At 39.0% G+C, this 24,640-nt stretch carries 24 protein-coding genes and 1 other RNA gene; 7 read left to right on the top strand and 18 right to left on the bottom strand.

Annotated elements, in window-relative coordinates:
• Both dsbC and xerD read right to left on the bottom strand, forming a co-directional pair.
• Positions 1 to 693, bottom strand: coding sequence for a bifunctional protein-disulfide isomerase/oxidoreductase DsbC (gene dsbC / locus M992_RS07020; protein WP_053907908.1), 693 nt, complete (start codon positions 691 to 693; stop codon positions 1 to 3).
• 24 nt (positions 694 to 717) lie between these two features.
• The gene (xerD, locus tag M992_RS07015; RefSeq protein WP_053907907.1) at positions 718 to 1,629 is read right to left on the bottom strand and encodes a site-specific tyrosine recombinase XerD; all 912 of its coding nucleotides are present in this window, start codon (positions 1,627 to 1,629) and stop codon (positions 718 to 720) included.
• A 219-nt stretch (positions 1,630 to 1,848) separates the two neighbouring features.
• Between xerD and fldB the strand changes: the two genes are divergently transcribed.
• Positions 1,849 to 2,367 carry a flavodoxin FldB gene (gene fldB, locus M992_RS07010; protein ID WP_047255276.1) on the top strand — a complete coding sequence of 173 codons (519 nt, stop codon included), beginning with the start codon at positions 1,849 to 1,851 and terminating at the stop codon, positions 2,365 to 2,367.
• Positions 2,368 to 2,824: 457 nt separating this feature from the next.
• On the opposite strand, the gene M992_RS07005 is transcribed toward fldB, so the two are convergent.
• Positions 2,825 to 3,235: a protein YgfX gene (locus M992_RS07005; RefSeq protein ID WP_053907906.1), complete on the bottom strand. Its 411-nt coding sequence runs from the start codon at positions 3,233 to 3,235 to the stop codon at positions 2,825 to 2,827.
• Positions 3,216 to 3,482: an FAD assembly factor SdhE gene (gene sdhE / locus M992_RS07000; RefSeq protein ID WP_053907905.1), complete on the bottom strand. Its 267-nt coding sequence runs from the start codon at positions 3,480 to 3,482 to the stop codon at positions 3,216 to 3,218. Before sdhE ends, M992_RS07005 begins: the two co-directional genes overlap by 20 nt.
• 260 nt (positions 3,483 to 3,742) lie before the next feature.
• Between sdhE and ygfZ the strand changes: the two genes are divergently transcribed.
• Positions 3,743 to 4,735, top strand: coding sequence for a tRNA-modifying protein YgfZ (gene ygfZ / locus M992_RS06995; protein WP_053907904.1), 993 nt, complete (start codon positions 3,743 to 3,745; stop codon positions 4,733 to 4,735).
• Between the two features lie 17 nt (positions 4,736 to 4,752).
• The gene (locus M992_RS06990; RefSeq protein WP_053907903.1) at positions 4,753 to 5,373 is read left to right on the top strand and encodes an HD domain-containing protein; all 621 of its coding nucleotides are present in this window, start codon (positions 4,753 to 4,755) and stop codon (positions 5,371 to 5,373) included.
• A gap of 171 nt (positions 5,374 to 5,544) precedes the next feature.
• Here the strand turns inward: M992_RS06990 and gcvP are convergent, their stop codons facing one another.
• The 8 genes from gcvP to M992_RS06950 form a co-directional block, all read right to left on the bottom strand.
• Positions 5,545 to 8,424 carry an aminomethyl-transferring glycine dehydrogenase gene (gcvP, locus tag M992_RS06985; RefSeq protein ID WP_053907902.1) on the bottom strand — a complete coding sequence of 960 codons (2,880 nt, stop codon included), beginning with the start codon at positions 8,422 to 8,424 and terminating at the stop codon, positions 5,545 to 5,547.
• 239 nt (positions 8,425 to 8,663) lie between these two features.
• Entirely contained in the window at positions 8,664 to 9,053 is a 390-nt protein-coding gene (gcvH, locus tag M992_RS06980; RefSeq protein ID WP_053907901.1) for a glycine cleavage system protein GcvH, read from the bottom strand.
• A gap of 53 nt (positions 9,054 to 9,106) precedes the next feature.
• Entirely contained in the window at positions 9,107 to 10,201 is a 1,095-nt protein-coding gene (gene gcvT / locus M992_RS06975) for a glycine cleavage system aminomethyltransferase GcvT (protein WP_053907900.1), read from the bottom strand.
• A 495-nt stretch (positions 10,202 to 10,696) separates the two neighbouring features.
• Positions 10,697 to 11,032, bottom strand: a complete 336-nt coding sequence (locus M992_RS06970) for a hypothetical protein (RefSeq protein WP_053907899.1) — start codon at positions 11,030 to 11,032, stop codon at positions 10,697 to 10,699.
• Positions 11,033 to 11,374: 342 nt separating this feature from the next.
• Positions 11,375 to 12,607 (bottom strand): FAD-dependent 2-octaprenylphenol hydroxylase, encoded by a 1,233-nt coding sequence (ubiI, locus tag M992_RS06965; RefSeq protein WP_053907898.1) that lies wholly within the window; start codon positions 12,605 to 12,607, stop codon positions 11,375 to 11,377.
• 26 nt (positions 12,608 to 12,633) lie between these two features.
• Positions 12,634 to 13,812, bottom strand: coding sequence for a 2-octaprenyl-6-methoxyphenyl hydroxylase (gene ubiH, locus M992_RS06960; RefSeq protein WP_053907897.1), 1,179 nt, complete (start codon positions 13,810 to 13,812; stop codon positions 12,634 to 12,636).
• A 108-nt stretch (positions 13,813 to 13,920) separates the two neighbouring features.
• Positions 13,921 to 15,234, bottom strand: a complete 1,314-nt coding sequence (gene pepP / locus M992_RS06955) for a Xaa-Pro aminopeptidase (protein WP_047255287.1) — start codon at positions 15,232 to 15,234, stop codon at positions 13,921 to 13,923.
• 179 nt (positions 15,235 to 15,413) lie between these two features.
• Entirely contained in the window at positions 15,414 to 15,992 is a 579-nt protein-coding gene (locus M992_RS06950) for a YecA/YgfB family protein (RefSeq protein WP_053907896.1), read from the bottom strand.
• Between the two features lie 184 nt (positions 15,993 to 16,176).
• On the opposite strand from M992_RS06950, the gene zapA reads away from it, so the two are divergent.
• The 3 genes from zapA (at position 16,177) to M992_RS06940 (ending at position 17,588) form a co-directional block, all read left to right on the top strand.
• Positions 16,177 to 16,506 carry a cell division protein ZapA gene (gene zapA, locus M992_RS06945; RefSeq protein WP_047255289.1) on the top strand — a complete coding sequence of 110 codons (330 nt, stop codon included), beginning with the start codon at positions 16,177 to 16,179 and terminating at the stop codon, positions 16,504 to 16,506.
• A 111-nt stretch (positions 16,507 to 16,617) separates the two neighbouring features.
• A non-coding RNA gene (ssrS, locus tag M992_RS14680) (6S RNA) lies at positions 16,618 to 16,799 on the top strand.
• A gap of 198 nt (positions 16,800 to 16,997) precedes the next feature.
• Positions 16,998 to 17,588 carry a 5-formyltetrahydrofolate cyclo-ligase gene (locus M992_RS06940; protein ID WP_053907895.1) on the top strand — a complete coding sequence of 197 codons (591 nt, stop codon included), beginning with the start codon at positions 16,998 to 17,000 and terminating at the stop codon, positions 17,586 to 17,588.
• 201 nt (positions 17,589 to 17,789) lie between these two features.
• On the opposite strand, the gene serA is transcribed toward M992_RS06940, so the two are convergent.
• Together serA and rpiA are read right to left on the bottom strand one after the other, a co-directional pair.
• Complete coding sequence (gene serA / locus M992_RS06935; RefSeq protein ID WP_053907894.1) at positions 17,790 to 19,040, bottom strand: phosphoglycerate dehydrogenase; 1,251 nt, start codon at positions 19,038 to 19,040, stop codon at positions 17,790 to 17,792.
• A gap of 405 nt (positions 19,041 to 19,445) precedes the next feature.
• Complete coding sequence (rpiA, locus tag M992_RS06930; protein ID WP_053907893.1) at positions 19,446 to 20,105, bottom strand: ribose-5-phosphate isomerase RpiA; 660 nt, start codon at positions 20,103 to 20,105, stop codon at positions 19,446 to 19,448.
• Positions 20,106 to 20,371: 266 nt separating this feature from the next.
• Between rpiA and M992_RS06925 the strand changes: the two genes are divergently transcribed.
• A complete protein-coding gene (locus M992_RS06925; protein WP_053907892.1) occupies positions 20,372 to 21,286 on the top strand; it encodes a LysR family transcriptional regulator ArgP in 915 nt (304 codons plus the stop codon).
• Here M992_RS06925 and M992_RS06920 read toward each other — a convergent pair.
• From M992_RS06920 to M992_RS06905, 4 genes are all read right to left on the bottom strand, one after another.
• Complete coding sequence (locus M992_RS06920; RefSeq protein ID WP_053907891.1) at positions 21,283 to 22,017, bottom strand: oxidative stress defense protein; 735 nt, start codon at positions 22,015 to 22,017, stop codon at positions 21,283 to 21,285. The genes M992_RS06925 and M992_RS06920 overlap by 4 nt on opposite strands.
• Positions 22,018 to 22,221: 204 nt before the next feature.
• Positions 22,222 to 22,839 carry an arginine exporter ArgO gene (gene argO, locus M992_RS06915; protein WP_053907890.1) on the bottom strand — a complete coding sequence of 206 codons (618 nt, stop codon included), beginning with the start codon at positions 22,837 to 22,839 and terminating at the stop codon, positions 22,222 to 22,224.
• A 153-nt stretch (positions 22,840 to 22,992) separates the two neighbouring features.
• Positions 22,993 to 23,871, bottom strand: a complete 879-nt coding sequence (gene mscS / locus M992_RS06910; RefSeq protein WP_047255296.1) for a small-conductance mechanosensitive channel MscS — start codon at positions 23,869 to 23,871, stop codon at positions 22,993 to 22,995.
• A 97-nt stretch (positions 23,872 to 23,968) separates the two neighbouring features.
• Positions 23,969 to 24,355 (bottom strand): YacL family protein, encoded by a 387-nt coding sequence (locus tag M992_RS06905; RefSeq protein ID WP_053907889.1) that lies wholly within the window; start codon positions 24,353 to 24,355, stop codon positions 23,969 to 23,971.
• Positions 24,356 to 24,640: the final 285 nt, after the last annotated feature.

The raw sequence follows: 24,640 nt of genomic DNA, 5'->3' as shown, positions 1-24,640 counted from the left end.
TTATTTATTATCCAGTGCTTTAGCTAAAGCATCTGCGGATAAATATCCTGAAATTAATTGACCATCATCGAGTAAAATTGCTGGCGTTCCAGTCAAACCAAACAATTTACCTACTTGCATATGGCGGGAAAAATCAATTTTACAATTATCAATCATCGCAACTGACTCACCTTTAAACGCATCTGTTAACGCTTTTTGCGGTAACGCATTACACCAAATCGATGCCATCTGTTTAGCCGATTCATGCTGCAAACCTTGGCGAGGGAAAGCCAAATAACGCACCGTGATCCCTTTATCATTCATTTCATTTACTGATGAATGAAGTTTTTTACAATATCCACACGTAATATCAGTAAATACAGTGACCACATATTTTTCTTTTGGTGCTTTAAATACAATCATTTCATCTTTAAGGTCATCTATTTTTTTCATCAATGATTTATTAGTAATATTAGTTGGTGTTTTAGTACTAATATCATAAATAGGTCCTTCCAGTAGATATTTACCATCATCGGTGACATAAACGACTCCATTAGCGGTCACCACTGTATTTAATCCAACAATAGGCGAAGGCTTAATTGATTCTGCCGTCATATTGTATTTTTTTAAGGCAGTTTCAATCGTTTTATCATTAACTGATGCGATGCTAGTGAAAGATACGAATAATCCCGCTAATAACAATATTCTTTTCATTAATGTTTCCTTAATCACCAAAGATCAGCCTCTTGGGTGATGTTCTTCATGTAATTTACGCAGCCTTTCGGTCGCAACATGTGTATAAATTTGCGTCGTTGATAGGTCGCTATGACCTAACAACATCTGAACCACACGTAGGTCAGCACCATGATTTAGCAAATGAGTAGCAAATGCATGCCGCAAAACGTGAGGTGATAATAATTCTGTATCGATATTGGCTAATATCGCATAGTGTTTTATCCGATACCAAAATGTCTGACGAGTCATTTGTGTACCGCGCTTGCTCGGGAATAACACATCGTTGGTACAACCATTCAATAAAATTGGACGACTTTCAGACAAATATTTTTCAATCCAGAATATCGCTTCTTCGCCTAATGGAACTAGTCGCTCTTTATTTCCTTTGCCCATGATGCGAATTACACCTTGCCTTAAACTAATATCAGCAAAAGTTAAACCAACAAGTTCCGATACACGCAAACCACAGGCATATAGCACCTCAAGCATGGCTTTATCCCTTAATTCAATCGGATCTTCAATTGCCGGAGCATGCAGTAAACTCTCTACTTGTTGTTCACTTAAATCTTTAGGTAATCGCTTGGGAATTTTAGGTCCTGATAGCGCCGCTGATGGATCATCCGCGCGCATTTTTTCTCGATAAAGGTATTGGAATAACCTGCGCATAGTACTCAGTAACCGAGCTGAGCTTGCCGCTTTATAACCACCATCAACACGCTCAGCTAAAAAAGACTGTAAATCAATAACCTGGACATTAAGAAAATCCAGTTGATGAAGTTCCAACCACTGATCAAGCGTCTGTAAATCATTACGATAAGAGGCTAATGTGTTCTCTGCTAAATTTTGTTCCAACCAAATAGTATCAAGAAATTGCTCGATAACTGGATTGATCTCTTTTTTTACGTTATTAGCCAATACTGCCTCCAATATACATACTATATCTATCCCTCGAATACTCTAGCCAAAATCGCTAAAATTACTGGTTTACTCCGATAAATGAGTAAATTTTTTGTCGTTATCCTAAATAAGGCGGTGAAAAATAGGGATGAAAAATAAGCCTTGTATATTATGCCTTAAAACCTTCATTCTGTTACAATACCCTCCTCGTATAATGGAAACTACAGCAAAAGTAAAATGAAGATAGGTCTTTTTTACGGTTCAAGCACCTGTTACACAGAAATGGCGGCTGAAAAAATTCGCGATATTCTCGGCCATGATTTCGTTGATTTACATAATATCCGAGATACAGCCCCTGAAATGATGGAACAATATAATGTTCTCATTTTAGGCATCCCTACATGGGATTTTGGTGAAATACAAGAAGACTGGCTAGAAATTTGGGAGGCACTCCCCAATCTAGACTTAGCTGACAAAATTGTTGCGATGTACGGCATGGGTGACCAAGTTGATTACAGCGAATGGTTTTTAGATGCTTTAGGTATGCTCTATCATCATTTAAAACCTTCTGGCGTTAAATTTATTGGCTTTTGGCCGACCGAAGGGTATGAATTTGATAGCCCAAAACCTTTAACTGAAGATAAAACTCAATTTGTTGGATTAGCCTTAGATGATGTTACTCAGTTTGAACAAACTGATGAACGAATAGCTCTCTGGTGTATGCAGATATTAAAAGAAATGGAAGCATTATTATAATGCTTCCATTGAGCGATACTAAAATTAACTCTATTATATAAACTCAAAAACTAGGTAAAAGGATATAAAACCTAGTTTTTATATATAATAATTAAGTATATATATCTAAAGATCATTATTACATGAAAGAATAGGTTATTTTTTCATAAAAATTACTTAGCACTATTTTTTATTTACTTCGACCACTTAATAAACTCTACTAAAATGAATAAATGAAATAATTACTATTAAAATGAATAAATGATTTACTGTTAGAATAAAGTTACTTTATATTGCTGTCTTTGTATTGCTATCTTTGGTACCTTTTTATATTAACACAATCTCATCACAATAATAGATTAAAAGAAAACATTAAGATAAAGTTCAAAAAATAATTGAAATATGATTAATTTTATTTAATCATTTACTTTTCATATAAATAAAATCAATTTCAACTCATTGATAATAAAACAATTTATTATATATCAGGGTATTGTAATAACAGTTGATTTAGATCCCGCCAATCGTCTTCTGATATTGCATCAGCAGCAACCCATAATTTTATTTTTCTAGGTTTACCTTGTAAAGCACTTAACGTTAACAAAATACCAAAGCGAGTGCACCATGGGGGGCTGATAATACTCCATTCATTTTTCTTCCATTGGACTTTATTTCCATTAGTAAGAACAATTACTCCTTTGTATTTATTAATGTTTTTTTGACTCTTTGCCCAACTTGCAATAGTCACCATTAATAAAGGAAGCCAAATAATAGAGTTACCTGTCGGCCACGGAGCCAGTAATAACACTAGCCCCAGGACACAATGTACACAGGTAGAAAAAAGCTGAGCCATCCATGATATGGATAAATTAGATTTCCACAGGACCACGGTCTTTATTTCTTTGTTGAATTAGTTTAATCATATGATAAATCTCATCATCGTCAGGACGACCATGGTTCATCAACCAATTGAACAGATCGGGATCTGCACACTCCAGCAAACGAATAAACTGGTATTTTTCATTATCGTTTAATCCATCATACTCATGTTCAAAAAAAGGCATAATTGAAATATCCAGTTCTCGCATTCCTCGACGACATGCCCAGTGGATCCGCGCTTTATTATCAATATCCATTTATTCGATACCTTCTATTATCGATCACAACAAACCGGTCTTACTTTGTCATTTTTTTTATTAGATTAATAGATTACCACATTCAAAACATGACATGGATGACAATTATCTATTTTTTAAATATTTATTGATTTTTTTCAATCAGTTATTTTGTTAGAAAATTTAATAAATAGCTGAACATCATAATAACTACTTGCATTGTTATCCAGCTATTTTAACATGAACACTGTTTTTCTCTTACCCGCTCAACAGGTGATGTCATGAATTTCCAAATACCATTTTCACATCAAATTCCTATAAGCTATCAATCCCTACCTTTAACCTTAATTTCTCTCGAAGATTGGGGACTGGTTAATATCACAGGAGCTGACGCTGAGAAATATTTACAAGGACAAGTAACCTCTGATATCGCAGCACTGGCATCTCACCAACATACCCTTAGTGCGCATTGTGATGCCAAAGGTAAAATGTGGAGTGATTTAAGATTATTCCATCGTGGTGAAGGCTATGCTTATATAGAGAGAAAAAGTGTCATTGAGGATCAGTTGGCTGAGCTGAAAAAATATGCGGTTTTTTCTAAAGTTTCTATGAGCATTGATAACGACTCAGTCATGTTGGGTATTGCAGGCCTCGGCGCTAGACTCGCACTTGAACACAATTTTTCTTCATTGCCTGACGATGAAAATCAAGTTATTACCCTTAATGAGGGTTTAATTCTGCATTTTTCACTGCCGAGTGAACGTTTCCTCATCATTACAACGCCAGCTGAAGCCGAGAAATTAGCCAATACGTTAACCTCAGCACAGCGTACCGATAGTGCGCAGTGGCTATCATTAGATATCGAAGCGGGATTTGCTATTATTGATGCCGCCAACAGTGCGCAATTTATTCCACAAGCAACTAATTTACAAGCATTACCTGCCGGAATTTGCTTTAAGAAAGGATGTTACACCGGGCAAGAAATGGTCGCTCGAGCTAAGTTTCGTGGAGCGAACAAACGAGCAATGTATTGGCTGAAAGGTACCGCTACAAACGTCCCAGTCGCCGGTGATGATCTTGAATGGCAACTAGGGGATAAATGGCGCCGTACTGGAACCGTATTATCTGCAGTTCGTCTGAATGATGAAAGTATTAATCTACAAGTAGTTATGAATAACGATATGGAAGCAGAAAGTGTATTTCGAGTTAAAGGTGATGAGAATAGCCATCTGACTATTCAACCACTGCCTTATTCGCTAGATGAAGAAAAATAATAATATCGGAGCAATCAATGACATCAGCAATATTAGAAATACCTGAGAATACATTAAACTTTGGCCCTTTTACTGAAGTTGTTCAATTTTTAATGGAATTAGATAAACTCAAATGCGTTTATCGTAAAACCGAATTATTAGATAGCAGTCGAAATGAAAATACAGCTGAACATAGTTGGCATTTTGCAATGGCAGTCATGAGTTTTGCCCCCTATGTTAAGGGTATCGATACTACACGAGTACTAAAAATGGCACTGCTTCATGATGTGGTTGAAATCGATGCAGGGGATGTCATGGTTTATGATATCGCAGCACGTGAAGCGATTCATGAGCAAGAAGTTAAAGCCGCTAATCGTATTTTTGGACTGCTACCAGAACCGCAACAAAGTCAATTTTTAGCGCTATGGCAAGAATATGAAGCGGGAGAAAGCCAAGATGCACAATTTGCCAATGTGATTGATCGCATTATGCCAATCTTAATGAATTTGCATAATAATGGCCAAAGTTGGGTGCAAAATAATATTCGTCTTGAACAAGTGATATCACGTAATAGCTTTATTGAACAAGCATTTCCTGAATTATGGGAATATTTACTGCCTCAATTAAAACAAGCACAGCAGAAAGGTTGGTTATTATAGAATTAGGGAAATAATAACGAGCAAAGAGTGATACAAAATAATTATGCTATTATCCAGCTAATTTCGGTTCAACGCTAAATAAGATACTGAATAGAATCGAATCGAATAAATAAGCCTGCCGATTGTATTAAGAACGGCAGGCTTATAGCTCAAACATCAAGCTATATGTGGCTAGTGATTATACTCATCGATAGGCACACAAGAACAATGTAAATGCCTATCACCATAGACATCGTCCAGGCGTTTAACCGCTGGCCAATATTTATTAGTTTTTGTCTGTATGGTTGGGAATACAGCAATTTCGCGGCTATATGTATGCGTCCATTCTTCTGCTAATTCCGTCTGTATATGCGGTGCATTAACTAACGGATTATCGTCCAACGGCCATTCAGCACTCTCGACTAAATTAACTTCCGCTTTGATTGCTAACATCGCGTCGATAAAACGATCTATTTCTACTTTACTTTCCGATTCTGTCGGCTCGATCATTAATGTCCCGGCAACTGGAAACGACATTGTTGGCGCATGGAATCCATAATCAATCAGTCGTTTTGCTATATCCAATTCTGTAATTCCAACCTGTTTTTTAATCGGTCGCAGATCAATAATACATTCATGAGCCACATAGCCATTAGAGCCCGTATAAAGGATCTCATAATCATGTTTTAAACGGGTCGCAATATAATTGGCATTTAAAATAGCCACTTGGCTAGCTTTTCGTAAACCATAAGAACCCATCATACGAATATACATCCAACTAATTGGCAAGATAGATGCACTTCCAAAAGGAGCTGCTGAAACAGCACCTTGATGTGTCAAAGTCTCTAACTCAACGACTGAATGCCCCGGAACAAATGGAGCCAAATGTTGTTTAACTGCAATGGGGCCCATGCCCGGCCCACCACCGCCATGCGGGATACAAAATGTTTTATGCAAATTAAGGTGTGAAACATCAGCACCAATAAATCCCGGTGTTGTCAAACCCACTTGAGCATTCATGTTTGCACCATCTAAATAGACTTGGCCATTATGCTGATGAATAATCTCACAAACTTCTCGAATGCTCTCTTCATACACTCCATGAGTTGAAGGATAAGTCACCATAACGCAAGCTAATTCATTACTATGCAGTTCAGCTTTTTCTCGCAAATCAATCAAATCAATATTACCGGCATCATCACAACGCACGACCACAACATCCATCCCCGCCATTTGAGCTGAGGCAGGATTTGTTCCATGGGCCGATGCGGGAATAAGACAAATATTACGCTGATTTTGTTTATTATGTTGATGATAACGGCGAATTGCGAGTAACCCCGCGTATTCGCCCTGTGCTCCAGAATTCGGTTGCATACATACTGCATCATATCCCGTTAGCTGAACTAACCAATGGGATAGTTGGGCTATCATTTGCTGATATCCTTGCGACTGAGCTACAGGGCAGAATGGATGCAGTTCGCCAAATTCAGGCCACGTTATCGGCAACATTTCAGCCGCAGCATTTAGCTTCATGGTGCAAGAACCTAAAGGGATCATCGCTTGATTTAACGCCAAATCTTTGCGCTCCAAGCTATGCATATAGCGCATCATATCCGTTTCGCTATGATAACGATGAAAATTTGGGTGGGCCAAAATAATATCACTGCGGCGCAAATTGGCAGGCAATGAAGAGTTCTCAGCCGCAGCTTGCTTATCTAAAGTATCAATATCAAGCAACTTATCTTCGCCAGTTAAAACGGTATATAATTCAATTAGATCGGCTCGTGTCGTGGTTTCGCTAAAAGTAATACCCACCGCATTATGAATATCGGTTCTCAGATTCAATTGATGTTCTTCAGCTCGCATCAGCACCCCTGCTTTATCTTCGACTTCAATAGTTAAAGTATCAAACCAATGCTGATGTTTTAATTTCATACCCGCATTTTTAAGTGCCAATGCGAATATATCGCATAAACGATGAATTCGCTCAGCAATCCGTTTTAATCCTTCAGGTCCATGATAAACGGCATACATTGCAGCAATATTGGCAAGTAGAACCTGAGAAGTACAAATATTTGAATTAGCTTTCTCTCGGCGAATATGCTGTTCACGTGTTTGCATCGCCATACGCAGTGCAGTATTACCGGCTGCATCGCGTGATACACCAATTATGCGTCCCGGCATTGCACGCTTAAATTCATCACGACAAGCAAAAAAAGCGGCATGAGGGCCACCGTAACCCATAGGAACACCAAAACGCTGGGCAGACCCAAAAACAATATCAGCACCTTGTTTTCCTGGTGGTGTGACACACACCAGTGTCATTAAATCTGCGGCCACACACGAAATAATTTTCTTTTGTTTAAGCCGTTGCATTAATTCGGTGTAATCATGAACTTCACCGGTAGTTCCGACCTGCTGTAATAACGCCCCAAAGATATTTTCATGCTCTAAAACTTTGTCAGCACTATCAACAATTATCTCAAAACCAAAAGTTCCAGCGCGAGTACGTACTACATCTAGAGTTTGAGGATGAATATCATCAGCTACAAAAAAGCGCTCAGCCTGTTTTAACTTACTCACTCGTTTGGCCATCGCCATCGCTTCTGCTGCTGCCGTTGCTTCATCCAGCAAAGAAGCGGATGCTAAATCAAGCCCAGTAAGATCAATAGTTAACTGCTGAAAATTAAGAAGAGATTCTAATCGACCTTGTGAAACTTCAGGTTGATACGGGGTATAAGCAGTATACCATCCAGGATTTTCTAATAAGTTACGCAGTATAACCGGCGGTAATATGGCAGGCGTATACCCCATACCAATATAACTTTTATAACGTTTATTCAGTGAAGCAATCGCTTTAAGTTCAGCTAAAGCCTCTTGCTCTGTTGCCCCTTCCCCAACATATGGCGGCTCAGATAACAAAATATTTTTAGGTACAATTTTATCGGTCAGTTCATCCAGTGATTTTGAACCAACAACAGCTAGCATTTGATTAATCTGCTGTTCGGAAGAGCCAATATGGCGTTGGATAAATTCAGTACGGTTCTCTAATTGGCTTAACGTGGTAGTCATGCGTTGATATTCCCGTTTTTTAGTTGATGAACTGTAATAACAGACGGATATCCCTAAAATATTTCATTTAATCGTGCCGAAGGCAGAATGATACTTGTGTTTCATACGCGCGATTTTTATCGATAAATCAGGCGATCGGATATCCAAATATCAGAGGCGTTAAATAGAGTGACAGCAATATAATAGGAATGAATGATAATAAAAAAGCTCCACAATCAACGATAATGGAGCCTTCAAAATTATTCTTCTTCAATTAGCGCTAAATAGACATCGGCATCTAATAAATTAGCAATTTCAGCCTCATCGCTGGCCTTAATCCGAAAAATCCACCCTTCTTGATACGGTTGTTCATTAACTAACTCAGGAGAATCATTCAGCGTTTCATTAACCGCAATAATTTGCCCCGATAACGGTGCATAAATATCAGATGCTGCTTTTACGGATTCAACCACCGCACACTCTTCGCCCATATTGACCTCAGTACCCACATCTGGCAGATCAATAAAAACCATATCACCCAGAGTTTCTTGTGCATGAGCCGTGATACCAACAGTAAATTCACCATTACCTTCAGCACGTAACCATTCATGTTCACTTGTATATTTTAATTCTGCTGGAGCATTACTCATCACTTATCCTCACTGTATTATCAATTCATAATTCTAAACTATCATACTCGAGCTCATACCAGAGCCTGACCATTACGTACGAATCCCGGTTTCACTACCTCTACCGGCATTTCTCGGTGACGAATTTCAACAATAGCCTGACGTTTAATTCCTGCAGGAACACGAGCCAAACCGATACTGAAACCTAATGTTGGGGAAAATGAGCCGCTAGTAATCACGCCTTGTTGTAATTGCCCCAAATCATCGGTAAATCGAACAGGTTGCCCGCTACGTAAAATACCTTTTTCTCGCATCACGATACCCACCAATAGCTCGGTATCGTGCTGGCGTAATTTTTCCAACGCTTGACGACCGATAAAATCACGATTCTCTGGTTGCCAAGCAATAGTCCAGCCCATATTAGCCGCTAATGGTGAAACAGTTTCATCCATATCTTGACCATATAAGTTCATTCCCGCTTCTAAGCGCAAAGTATCTCGAGCCCCTAATCCCGCCGGTTTAACTCCCGCTCCCAATAACTGATGCCAGAACTCAACAGCTTGTTGTTTAGGTAATGCAATTTCATAACCGGCTTCACCAGTATATCCAGTGGTAGCAATAAATAATTCACCGGTTTGTATTCCATTAAAAGGAGGTAAATTGGCAATAGCTTGGCATTGTGAGGGAGAAAGTATAGATTGGACTTTTTGGGGAGCTTGCGGGCCTTGCACTGCGATTAACGCTAAATCATCCCTGACCGTAACTCTAACTGGATAACTGCTAATGTGTTGATTTATCCATGTAATATCTTTTTCTCGAGTTGCTGAGTTAACCACCAATCGATAATAATGATCATCTAAGTAATAAACAATTAAGTCATCAATTACGCCACCAGAAGCATTCAGCATTGGAGAGTACAGTGCCTTTCCCTTGACTGTTAATTTATTAATATCGTTGGCCAGCAAATAACGCAAAAATGAACGACAACCTTCACCATTAAGATCGACTATCGTCATATGAGACACATCAAACATTCCCGCATCGGTTCGCACTTGATTATGTTCATTAATTTGTGAACCGTAATGTAATGGCATCATCCAGCCGTGAAAATCGACCATCTTTGCGCCATTCGCGACATGTTCATCATATAACACCGTTTGTTTTGCCATGACTTTCCTCGTTCATTCTTTATATGAATAGGGACATCTTAAATGCGATAAATTGCTATTATGACAAACAACTATTATCACGGATTAATTGCTTTTTTGGCGATAATTGATGCCTTAGTAGTATACCCATAACGCAAACGATACCTTCAGTTTAAAACTAGCACTGATTTAAGTTATAAACCATAAATAAAAATAAGGCTAATAAATCTATTTATTACTAATAGATATAAAGATTATCCAGTATTTTTGATTAATAAATTGAAGGTGATCACTTTATAGGTCGAAACACACCCACAAAAGTGAGCGTTATCACGATATGAAGTTATGCCTATGCCACTAAATAATAAATTTTAGAGAATTGAATAATTAGTAAATATAATGCGAAAAATTTATTGATTAGTTTTTTTAAATTATATGGCAGCAGATCTAGAGGATGAAAAATAGAATTAATAACTGACCTCATCTAGAGATCAGTTATTATTAAGATAAGAATTATTATTTAGCGGCAAGTAACGGCATTGACGGAGCTAAATCACCGATGAGAGGAATTGAACCTAACGCACTAACTGAGTCATTATTACTTTTCATAGCGCTAATTTGGCTAATTAAGCTATCAGCATCACCGGTCGCTGTTTTCATTGGCGTCACGATAGCTTCTTTTTTCGGTTCTTCTGCGCTAAATGCGGCGATCAGTTTATTTTTGGCTTGTTTCAACAAATTTAAACCTACTTCTTCCAGCAAATTAATCGCTTTTTTAGTAAATTCTTTAAAGATTTTTGATTGAACAACCGATTTAGCCATACTTTTAAGTGTATTAAAAAATCCAGACATAATATATTCCTTTTATTAGTGTATAAATTCCATTTATTAATTTTTCATTGCTATTATGCGTTAATGGCAATAACGCTAATCTAATGTTTTTATTGTTTTATATCAATTAAAACTCAGGCCATTTTTTATTAATAAGGGGCGCTTTGCTATTTTTTTATAACTTAACAATCTAAAATAGCTGCTAGTGGAATATAATTTGAGATATATTATCACCAAGTAACGATTAATCACGTTACTTGGTGTCGATATACTTATTTTGATAGCCAACCAATCTGGTCAGCTAAATAATGGCGTCAGCCTCAAGCAGAACACTCTTATTTTGGTTCTTCTTGGTCTTTTGTTCTACTCGCGCTCTTCAATTATAGATAATTGTTGCAACCATTCCGGCATATCTGAGAGCCCCATAGCATGATTCAATAACTGAGGTTTTACGCCAGGTAAATTATCAGCTAACAATAAACCTAAATCACGCAATAATTTCTTGGCCGGATTATTGCCATCAAATAACTGTCTAAATCCTTGCATACCCGCGAGCATTAGTGCAGCACTATGTTTACGACGTCGCTCATAGCGGCGTAGATATAAATATTGTCCGATATCTTTGCCTTCACGGTGCAAACGTTTTAATTCACCAATCAACTCGGCTACATCCATAAATCCGAGGTTAACTCCTTGCCCAGCTAATGGATGAATCGTGTGGGCCGCATCGCCTAATAAAGCCAAGCGCTGAGCCGCAAAATTGCGCGCATAGCGTCCAACCAGTGGCACTGTAAAACGTGAGCTTGTCAGCTGGCATAATCCCAAGCGCATATCAAAAGCTACACTTAATTCTCGTTCAAACTGTGTGACATCGCTAATTTTACGTTGCTCCGCCAACAGTGCAGGAATAGACCAAACAATAGAGCATAAATGCGGGTCACTGAGCGGTAAAAAAGCTAAAATTCCATCACCATGAAATGCCTGACGAGCCACCCCACCATGAGGCTGCTCGGTACGAATTGTCGCTACTAGCGCGGTATGTTCATAGTCCCAAAAGGTTAATGGAATATCGGCGTGGGTTCGTAGCCACGATTGCGCACCATCCGCTCCAATCACTAACCTTGCGGTTAATACTTGCTCATCACTAAGTGTAATAAATGCCTCGTTCTCTCCCCAGTGGATCTTCTCGATAGCAGCGGGTGAAATTATCTGCACATCATCACATTCTAAAACACGTTGCCATAATGCGTCACGGATCACTCTATTTTCAACGATATGACCTAAATGAGTACTTGAGGCTTGTTGTGCCGAAAAATGAATACGTCCAAAACTGTGATTATCCCAAACTTCCATTTCTGTATACGGACTTGCTCGCATGGATTTAATCCGCGACCAAACACCAAGATGTGTCAGTAGTTTTTCACTGGCGGCATTAATTGCCGAAACTCGCAGCTCTGGCTCTGACTGTGGATTAAAATTCTGTACCGATGGTTGGTGTTCAATTACCGCAATCCGTAATCCACTGCCGGTTAAGCCACACGCTAAAGCTAAACCAACCATTCCACCACCAGCGATAACCACATCAAATGATTGCATACTGATAAGTCCTCTTAATTTTGTGGTTATTGATGCGCAACCCAACCCAATGTTTGTCGGGCCAGTATATCACGCGCTGGAGGTAACATTTCCATTGCCATTAAGCCAATATTTCGACCAACCACCAATGGAAGACAACGATTAGCAAACAGACGAACCAATCCATCGGTCATGCCGATCGTTCTCTTTCTATCATCATTTCGATGCTGTTGATATTGGTTTAATACCGCGAATGACCCAATATCTCGCCCTTGCTCTGCTGCTTTAGTCACATTTTGAGCTAACTGAATAACGTCTCTAATGCCTAAATTAAACCCTTGACCAGCAATAGGATGAAGCGTTTGCGAGGCATTTCCCACTAAAGCAACTCGGTGGCTAATTTGACGAACAGCTTGACGTAAAGACAGCGGATAACAAGTACGTTTTCCCACGTAATCAATACTGCCCAAACGCCAGCCAAAAGCCGTTTGTAATTTTTGCTTAAATTCAGCGTCATTCCATGAGTTTATGGCATCCATGTTCTGGTTACTATGACACCAAACTAATGAACTTCGCCCTTGAGACATTGGCAATAAAGCCAAGGGACCAAATTCAGTAAATCGTTCAAAAGCACGGCCCTGTGGATCCTCTGCTGTTTTCACATTAGCAATAACCGCAACTTGTTGATAATCATCCTGTTGCCACTGAATATTACACGCATGGCCTACGGCAGATTGAGAACCATCGGCAGCAACCAATAATTCACCATTAATCATTTGGCCATTATCCAGCGTCACCGAGACTTGCTGGGCAGTTCGAGAAATAGAGGCAACTTTGGCTGGACAATAAAGCGTTACTCCGGGGGCATGTTGTAGCAACTTAAATAGTTGTGATCCTGCATCATGCAATTCAATGACATTACCAAGTTGTGGAATTTGATAATCATGTGTATCAATATTAACGAAGCCCGCATGCCCGCTGTCTGAAACATGAACATGAGTAATCGGTGTAACATAAGAAGCCAGTGCAGACCAAATGCCAATCTGCTCAAGTCGCTTGCAGGTTTGATACGCTAAAGCTATAGAGCGGGCATCAAACCCTGGATGTTGTTGATTTGGCAGCGACGCTTCGACTAACGAAACCTTTACCTTTCCTTGACTTAAGGCAGAAATAGCCAATGCAAGCGTTGCGCCAGCCATTCCACCACCGACAATAATCATGTTCATTATTTGTTCTTTACCTTATATACCCATCATCATTCAAGCGCACTCGTGTCTTAATTAAAGCTTAAAATTAGCACTTAACACCAATATTACTACCGGGTATATGACTTATTAATTTTTAACCTGTGCCATTAATGCTTCTATTTCATCTGCATCTTTAACCACTGTTGCGGTTAAATTTTCATTACCATCTTTGGTAATAACAATATCGTCTTCAATACGAATACCAATTCCACGATATTCATGCGGAACATCCGCATCTGGAGCAATATATAAACCAGGCTCAATAGTTAATACCATTCCCGGCTCTAAAATACGGTCACGATTTGAACCATAATAACCGACATCATGCACATCTAACCCCAACCAATGACTTAATCCATGCATGAAAAATGGCTGATAAGCTTTGCTTTCAATTAGTTGCTCAACATCACCGTGTAAAATACCCAGCGCTACTAAACCTTCGACTTTAATCCGCAAAATTTGTTGCGTTACTTGGCTAATGCTGGTTCCTGGGCGATATAATTCCAATGCCGTATTTAAGGCTTTCAGGACAATTTGATAAATTTCACGCTGAGGACGACTAAATTTACCGTTTACGGGAAATGTACGTGTAATATCACCGGCATATCCTTGATATTCAGCCCCCGCATCAATTAAAACCATATCGCCATCCTTCATTTTACTTTCATTTTCAGTGTAATGAAGGATGCAAGCGTTATCTCCGCTACCAACAATGCTATTATAGGAAGGATAACGAGCACCATGGCGAGTAAATTCATATTCTATCTCGCCGGCTAATTGATATTCAAACATACCCGGTTTACAGGCTTTCATCGCTCTAATATGTGCTAAGGCGGAAATCTCTCCCGCTTTACGCAATAATTCAATTTCAGCATCTGATTTAAACAAACGCAATTCATGCACTATCGGACGCCAGTCGATCAATGTAGATGGCGCTTTAAGATTGCGGCGACTGCCTTGGCGTAAGCTCTCTAACGCTGAAAATACCAATTTATCCGCATATTCAAATTCACCTTGCGCATGATAAACCACATCAAGGCCATTAAATAACTGATATAGTTGATCATTAATTTCATCAAATGGCAGTGCTTTATCAATCCCCAGTTTTTCTGGCGCAGCATCTTGGCCAAGCCGTCGGCCAAACCAAATTTCAGCCGTTAAATCACGCACTCGATTAAATAATACACTATGACTGTGTGTCTCATCACTTTTAATCAGCACTAATACGGCTTCAGGCTCACTGAATCCTGTCAAATATAAAAAATCACTATGTTGGCGATAAGGGTATTCAGAATCCGCATTGCGCTGAGCTGGCGGCGCTGAAAATATAATTGCCGCACTGGCTGGCTGCATCTGAGCCAATAGTGCTCTTCGACGGGACATAAATTCTTGTTTGTTCATATACCCTCTCCTGCCTGTAATTTTCTGATGAGACTGCATTGATGCTATCTAGAACCCATAAGTTAAGATAGCTTGGTGCTAATAACCGATCCGGAGGATTAAATACAGCGGGAGCTGCTAACTAATAAACCTTTCAGCCATTAACTAATCGCTCCCGTTACTTAAATATATTCGCTAGATTAATGCAATGTTGGTTTTTGATTCTCTGCCGCTGTTGGCGAACTTTTGCCCTCAGTTAATGAGATATAACATAACTGTACCGCTACGCGAACATATTCAAGAACTTCTTCTAGCGCTTGCTCTAGCTCTTCTTGATCTTCATCTTCGTCATATCCCAACATGCCAATATTGCGCAAATCAGTAATGATTTCATTAATTTCTTTCTTATCAGTTAATTTTGGTTGTAATACACCGATGCCTAATAAGAAATGATTAGCCCAGCCAGACAGGGCATCCGCTCTATCAAAAATAGAGGCATTATCATCAGGAAGAAATAAAGAAAAATTAAATTCAGTATCATCAAGAGACTCAAATGTATAATCGTATAGTTCTCTTAATGGTTCAGCTAATGTATGGGAAAAAGCCAGTCCATCGTTAGCCAAATCATGTACTAATGTCTTCCAGCTGTGGTCGCGATTCCCCCCACAAATTAAGCCGGTGATCAGCCCATGAATTTCCGCCGCAGTGAGCGCCACAGATTGCTGTTCAAGTAATTTATCGAGCGATTCATAATTAGGTAAAGTTTTTTGTATTGACATGTATTTTCGTCACGTTAGCGGTAATAATTCATGATATGCTACCATCAAGGATAGTCGCTATACCAGATAACCCTATAATTAGTCTGTTTTTTCAGCGTAGATGGGTATTATAGCGGAATTTACTTCGATATACGCCGAACATTTAACTTTATTACGGTGTGTCCTATTTACGCAGGGAGATATCATGTCTGCACAACCGGTTGATCTTCAAATTTTCGGGCGCTCGATGCGGGTTAATTGCCCTCCCGAACAACAAGAAGCGCTGCTTTTAGCAGCAGACGAACTAGAACAACGTCTACAAGATTTAAAAAACCGCAGTGGTGTAACTAATACTGAACAACTTGTTTTTATTGTTGCGCTGAATGTATGTCACGAATTAGCACAAGAAAAGACAAAAACGCGTGATTATGCTTATAATATGGAAGAGAAGATTAAAATGTTGCAGCAGACTATAGAACAAGCGCTGCACGACCAAGTGCGCATTACAGAAAGACCTGTGGCGCATATAGAATAATTTCGTTTAAAAATCATACACTAGTAAATAAAAAAGTATTAAATTTAGGTTGCTTTCTCAATCTAGTTTCATACAATAGATGTATAGAGTTGCTGTATAGCACTCGACCAAATCTCTCTGAGATGTTCGTCAACGGGCGAGTCCCCTGAGCCGATATTTCGAAAGAAAAGAATGTGGTTGATGCGCTGGTGAGCATGCCTGGAACGTTCAGGAAGCCTAAAGGTTGCGATGCTGCGTTCACCTTGAACCAAGGGTTCAAGGGTTACAGCCTGTAACGGCATCTTGGAGACCCAAATTTTAACTAGTAGGTTAAATAGTTAAAATTTTACTTTGTACATCTATTATTCAACTTGTCCTATCCAACCCACCGTTAAATATATCTTAGCTATTACTCTACCCTATCGTCATCTATCAGTTTTCTCTCTTCTGCTATTACCAGCTATACTAGGATCATAACTTTCTAGCTCCTTCATCATACTGGGCTCTATTCTATGCTTGAGAACGATGTTCAACTCAGAAAAAGTATCCGCCAACAAATAAGGCAAAAACGCCAGCAATTAACTAAAAGCCAGCAACAGCAGGCTGCTCAATATATTAGCCAGCAAGTTTCATCTGATCCCAACGTTCAATCCGCCCAAACTATCGCGTTATTTTTATCTTTTGATGGCGAAATCGACACTATGCCGTTAATCCAGCAACTTTGGCAGCGAGAAAAACACGTTTACTTGCCAGTCTTACACCCTTTTAATCGACACAGTTTATTATTTTTAGCCTATACACCAACAACCCAACTGGTTAAAAATCGCTTTAATATCCAGCAACCAGCACTTGATGTCCAGCAAGTATTACCGCTCAATCAATTAGATATTATGCTGATCCCGTTAGTTGCTTTTGATCTTATTGGCCAACGGCTAGGAATGGGGGGAGGATTTTATGACCGGATCTTAGCCGGTTGGCAGCAAAAGGGATTTTATCCGATTGGGCTAGCACATCAATGCCAACAAGTGGATAAATTACCTGCCGCTACTTGGGATATACCGCTGCCAGAAATAATTACCCCTCAAAAGATTTGGCGCTGGTAATAAAATAACCATTAAAAGAACAAACGTTTACTCAATTCATAACCATACAAAAAGCCAGCACTGAACTCGTCCTCAATGCTGGCTTTATTTTATTTAGCTTTGTTAACGACTTTATTCAACGTTAACTACTTTTCGTATTACATTTCTAATCACATATTATCGCGGTCAACACCATAACGAGATGAAAAATAACCAATAAATTTAGAACAATAAACGGGCACGAATTGTTCCTGGTAACTGCTTAAGCTGTAGTAGTGTTTCGCCCGTTTGTTTTGGTTCTTGCGTTGTAATATCAATGACCACATAACCAATATTTCCACTGGTACGCAGATATTGACCAACTACGTTGATATTATTTTCCATAAACACTTGGTTTATGCTGTTCATCATACCGGGGCGATTTTCATGAATGTGCAGTAAACGGTTAGTATCATCGCCATGTACCGGTAATGAAACCTCAGGGAAATTGACTGCAGATAACGTCGAACCATTATCTGAGTACTTAGCTAATTTACTCGCAACTTCTAAGCCGATATTTTCTTGTGCTTCGACGGTTGATCCCCCGATATGCGGCGTTAGAATAACATTATCAAACTTAATTAATTCAGAAACGAATGGATCATTAGGATTGTCGTTGCTTGCAGGTTCACTAGGGAAGACATCCACTGCTGCACCGGATAAATGTTTGCTTTCTAGTGCTTCACTCAACGCCGGAATATCAACCACAGTTCCACGAGAAGCATTAATCAAAATTGAGCCAGGCTTCATTAACTCAAGTTGTTCTTTCGCAAACATATTTTTAGTGGAAGGGGTTTCTGGTACATGTAGAGTGACTACATCGCTCATATTTAGCAGTTCTGCTAACGTACGAACTTGAGTTGCATTACCTAGTGGCAGTTTATTCTCGATATCATAGAAATAGACATCCATTCCGATACTTTCTGCTAATATACTCAGTTGCGTTCCTATATGCCCGTAACCAATAATCCCCAGTTTTTTACCTCGCGCCTCATAGCATCCTTTAGCTTGTTTATCCCAGATACCACGATGAGCTTTCATATTGGCTTCAGGAATACGACGCATCAAGAGTAATAGTTGACCTAATACCATTTCAGCCACAGAACGAGTGTTGGAGAAAGGCGCATTAAATACAGGGATACCGCGCACTGCGGCTGCATTTAAATCAACTTGGTTGGTACCAATGCAGAAACAACCCACTGCAACCAGTTTTTCTGCTACCGCAAAAATTTCTTCAGTAAGATGAGTTCGAGAGCGGATCCCTACAAAGCGTGCATCTTTAATCGCTTCTTTTAATTCTTCTTCAGATAATGCACCTTTATGGTATTCGATATTAGTGTAACCCGCAGCACGTAGATTATCGACAGCGCTCTGATGTACACCTTCTAATAATAAAAATTTTATTTTGTCTTTCTCTAAAGATACCTTGACCATTTGCCCTACCCTATCATGCTTAAATATTTGTGACGTTCAGGAGTGTTATAAACAACATAACAAAAAACAGCATAGTATCAATACAATCGATTGCTTCCTCTGTAGGATAAATAGCAGTAAAAAAGAAGTTATACGAAATAATATGAAACTAGATAAGATAAAATCAGGATTTAGATAATTGTAGAATGATTTATGTGATATATATCACCAAAATAGCGGGTTAATAAATAATTAAAATATTTTTTACGATAAGGTTTTAATAGATAAATCGGTTAACTATGGGTATTCAATAAATTCAAAATTAATCCGAACGTTAGTTTAAAAAAATAACGCCCAATCAAAATTAGGCGTTATGATACCAATCGTTGAAGCTTATAATCACCGCAATACAAACATCATAGTAAATTATGCTTCAATTGTTTTCACGCCTTCGCTAGTCCCCATTAGTACAATATCCGCACCGCGATGAGCAAATAATCCGACAGTCACTACGCCGGCAATTTGATTGATTTTTTGTTCTAATTCCTGCGGATTAACGATCGCTAGATTATGTACATCCAAGATTACATTGCCATTATCCGTCACCACGTTCTGACGATACTCAGGCATCCCACCTAGTTTAACTAATTCACGAGCTACATAGCTGCGTGCCATTGGAATGACTTCTACCGGTAATGGAAAATTACCTAAAACATCCACTTGTTTGGATTGATCGACAATACAAACAAATGTCTTGGCAATCGCCGCGACAATTTTCTCGCGAGTTAGTGCCGCACCACCACCTTTGATCATGTTCATATGGTGATCAACTTCGTCGGCGCCATCAACATAAATATCTAATGAATCCACTTCATTACAATCAAAAACAGGAATACCCAACGCTTTTAATTTCTGAGTGGAGACCTCTGAGCTAGATACTGCTCCTTCGATTTGGCCTTTCATCGTAGCCAGTGCATCAATAAAATGCGCAGCGGTTGATCCGGTACCAACGCCAACAATTGTTCCTGGTTTGACATATTTCAATGCCGCCCAACCAACTGCTTTTTTTAATTCATCCTGAGTCATATTTAGCCTTTTTGTGTAGGTAAGTTGATATATCTAACAGGGTCGAAGCTACATCAAGTGGCTTCACTACGATAGCGCAATTATTCTAATATCGCGTTTAACTATACTAATTTGAAATATACTGACTTGAAATATACTGACTTGAACTATGCTGACGAGTATAAACAATATTTCAAGTGTTCTAGTGAAAATTATGGCATAGTAAAAATAGAGTACCAACAGAATAAAATAGAATAAAAACAAACTATAGAAAGGAGAGTTCTGAGATGAAGCGCCCTGATTACCGCGCGCTACAGGCACTGGATGCAGTCATCCGCGAGCGAGGATTTGAACGGGCTGCCCAAAAGCTATGTATCACGCAATCCGCTGTATCACAACGGATCAAACAATTGGAAAATTTATTTGGTCAACCGCTGCTGGTAAGGACCGTTCCACCACATCCTACTGAACAAGGGCAAAAACTACTGGCGCTATTGCATCAAGTTGAATTACTTGAAGAACAATGGCTTGGCGATGAAAATGGCGGTTCTACTCCGTTATTGCTTTCTTTAGCTGTAAATGCTGATAGCCTCGCAACTTGGTTATTACCGGCATTAAATCCGGTGTTAATCAATAGCCCCATACGCTTGAATATTCAAGTTGAAGATGAAACACGAACGCAAGAAAGATTACGCCGTGGTGAAGTGGTGGGTGCGATAAGTATTCAGCCACAACCCTTACCAGGCTGTTTAGTCGACAAACTTGGGGCTTTAGATTATCTGTTTGTAGCTTCACCTCAGTTTGCTAAGCGTTACTTTCCGGGCGGTGTCACCCGAACGGCATTATTAAAAGCCCCTGCGGTTGCTTTCGATCATCTTGATGATATGCATCAAGCTTTTTTGCAACAAAACTTTGGATTATCACCGGGCAGTGTTCCTTGCCATATCGTTAATTCTTCTGAGGCCTTTGTCCAATTAGCTAAACAAGGATCGACCTGCTGTATGATCCCGCATCTACAAATTGCCAAAGAATTAGATTCGGGCGAATTAATCGATTTAACGCCGGGGTTATATCAACGACGGATGCTTTATTGGCACCGTTTTGCACCAGAAAGTCGGACTATGCAGAATGTTACTGACGCCCTGCTAAAAACAGGACGCCATATGCTGAAACAAGAGTTAGATCAAACAGCTGAGGCTTAGCGCTTCAGTTCAAAAATAACATCGACCTGATCGTTAAAATCGATACTCTGCTGCTGGTACGTTTCATCAACATCAGCTTGAGTTACCGGAGCTCCAGCCATTTTCATGCTGTAATTAACCCGTGGCATTGGATAAGGGGCAGCATCTGGGGCTCGGTAACTAATACTGTATACCGGGCCTAACTGTACTTTAAAGCCACTAGCTAAAGCATTTGCCTGTTCGATTGCATTTTTTATTGCTTGTTCACGTGCTTGCTCACGATATTGCTGCGGATTACTTACGCCAAACTGAACAGAATTAATTTCATTCAAGCCGGCTTTAAGTGCACCGTCTAATAGTGTATTCAGCTGATCCAGTTTTTTAACTTTAACTTCAACCGAACGTACTGCGGTATAGCCTACAATTGATGATTTTTGGGTATCTTTATCATATTCATATTTTGGCTGAGTACGCACATTAGCAGCATCGATATCTTGTTTTTCTATGCCATTCTGTTGGAGAAACTCAAAATATTCAGCTACACGTTTATCTACCGCGCTTTTTGCCTTCGAGGCATCTTTGTTTGAAACCTCAACATTAATATTCAACGTCGCCATATCTGGCTCCGCCTTAATAATCGAGTTACCCGAAGTAGTAATATGAGGCCCTTCAGGTAACGTATTAGCCTGAGTAAGCAGAGGCATTGATAGACCAGCAATCATGGCCGCAACAGCGAGTGATTTCAATTTCACAGCATCTCCTGAATTACATTAGTTAGGATAACTTTTTACTGTGTGTCCGATTACTCATACTCTCAGCGAATATTGATATAAATAAGTATGAAAGCCACTAAAAATCGGATAACGACAGTAGTTGATAGAATATGTAAATAATAAATAACGTTAATAACATTAACATACTAAATGTAAAGATAATCTCAGATTAATAAGAAATTTTCAGTGCTGAATACCCTGTATTGCTAACTTAAATGCAATCAACCACATGACGCTAGCCACAAAAATATTAATAATACGCTGTGAGATAGGCCGACTAAGCAGAGGAGATAATCCAGCTGCCAATATTGATAGTCCAAAAAACCAAACTAATGATGCCGTTAATGCGCCAAAAGTAAACCAAGAGCGCTGTGTATACTCAAGCTGGCCACCTATGCTGCCTAAAATAATTAAAGTATCCAAATAAACATGGGGATTAAGCCAAGTGACTGCCAGTAAAATGAAGACCACCCGTTTACGACTAGTCGGAGCTATCTCTGCTCGCACGACAGTGAGGTTATTTGATAATGCAGCGCGAGCTGCGCCAAACCCATACCATGCAAGAAAAACTACCCCACCCCAAGTAATAAATGTCATCAATAAATCAGACTGACTTAACAAAGCACTACCACCAAAGACCCCAACGGCAATTAAAATCATATCACTCAACGAACATAAGGCGGCACTCATTAAATGAAATTGACGACGGCTACCTTGTTGTAAAATAAAGGCATTTTGTGGGCCTAATGGTAATATCATGGCCGCACCAAGAAATAATCCCTGTAAATATATAGTTAGCATTTTTATCCCCAAATATAGTTTTCTCGAGCTGATATTAGGGATAAATTAATATTAGATGAAGTTAATAATTCTAATATCTCATTAGATTTACTTATATAGATACTAAAAAAAACCGACATCCGTAGATATCGGTTGAGATTTTGAATTTATTTATTAAGCATCTGAAGGCTGCTTTTTCGCTGCAGCTTGTGCTTGTTGATGTAAGTAAACATCCATTTGAGGGAATGGAATTCCAATACCGTGCTTGTCTAACGCACGTTTAAAGTTTTCCATTAAATCCCAATAAATAGGTAAGGCATCTGCATTTGATGACCAGTAACGAACTACATAATCTAATGAAGACGGGCTCATTTCATTTAAACGAATGGTTACACCTAAATTATGTAATACACGATTATCTGCCGCAACAATATCGCCCAGTACTTTTTTTACTTCATCGATATCAGAATCATAGGCGACACCAATAATCATTTGAGTACGACGATTAGGCTCACGACTGGTATTGATAATATTATCGTTGAGCATTTTACCATTAGGGATAACAATAATACGGTCATCGGCTGATTTTAAAGTTGTCGAGAATATTTGTACATATTGCACCGTACCTTCGACGGAACCCGCAATAATATATTCGCCAGCACGAATAGGTCTGAATACCACCAACAATACACCCGCAGCAAAGTTACCCAGTGAATTTTGCAGCGCTAAACCTACAGCTAAACCGGCCGCACCAATCACCGCAATCACTGACGCCGTTTGTACGCCAATTTTACCTAAAACAGCGATTAGAGTGAATGCAACGATAGCATAACGAACAATAGCAGATAAGAAATCACTAACCGTCTTATCGATGCCACGTAATGTCATTACGCGCTGAATTCCTCTGCCAACCCATTTTGAGATGATTAAACCGATAATTAGGATGACAAAAGCAGAAACAATATTTACCACATATTGTAAAAGCAACTCCTGATTATCAGCAAACCAACCTGTCGCTTCATTGAGAGCACCTGTTACATCATTACTATTCATTAATTAATCACCTTAGAAAATCATGGTTTAAATATTATATACTTCTTGTTGCTGATCAAAGGATAGCTGTTTTTTGATTAAATTGACAAATTAAACTTCATTTTACGTATGTAAAACTACGGGTATTAGCGAGGACAAACTGACTGTAGTCACTGAGCATAAGCTGAAAATCTTCAATACCGCAAAAAGCGACACTTTCATTATCGTAATAGCTCATACCTTCTTCCAAATCGTCGGTCTCGAAAACCAATTGATTTGCTCGGATCATGATTTCTTCATCATCCATTAGCAAAGTATATTCATGCCCAATCTTCTGCCACTGTTTATTGCTACCTTTAATCTCTGAAAACGCATTATTTATCTGCTCAATGATAGATAGATCGCCTTTCACTTCTTCATTTAGCCAATACCCAATAGCCTCATGATCCATGGAAAATTTTGCTGATATCACCCCAGTGAGATCCTGAAAAAATTCATAATCCATGTAATTCCCCTTTATTAGCGTTGAGCCTGCTGTATAGCGTGAAAATATTCGCTACATACTCGATATTCACAGTCTATCGAACGGGGCGAAATTTTGTCGGCGTTATAACATAACTTTATCATTCACTGCCCGGTTTATTTTCACCCATTCGCTTAACGGGCTATAAAACTATTACCTTTACAAAATAGTATATCTCAAATTCTCACGCTAAAACGGAAGCATCAGCAATAATCCAGAGAGTTTATTTATCTCATTATTAATGAGCAAAAAAATACCGCTCACTAT

The sequence above is a fragment of the Moellerella wisconsensis ATCC 35017 genome (assembly GCF_001294465.1).
In the GTDB taxonomy this organism is placed as follows: domain Bacteria; phylum Pseudomonadota; class Gammaproteobacteria; order Enterobacterales; family Enterobacteriaceae; genus Moellerella; species Moellerella wisconsensis.
This window is presented reverse-complemented; position numbering and strand designations above follow the sequence as displayed.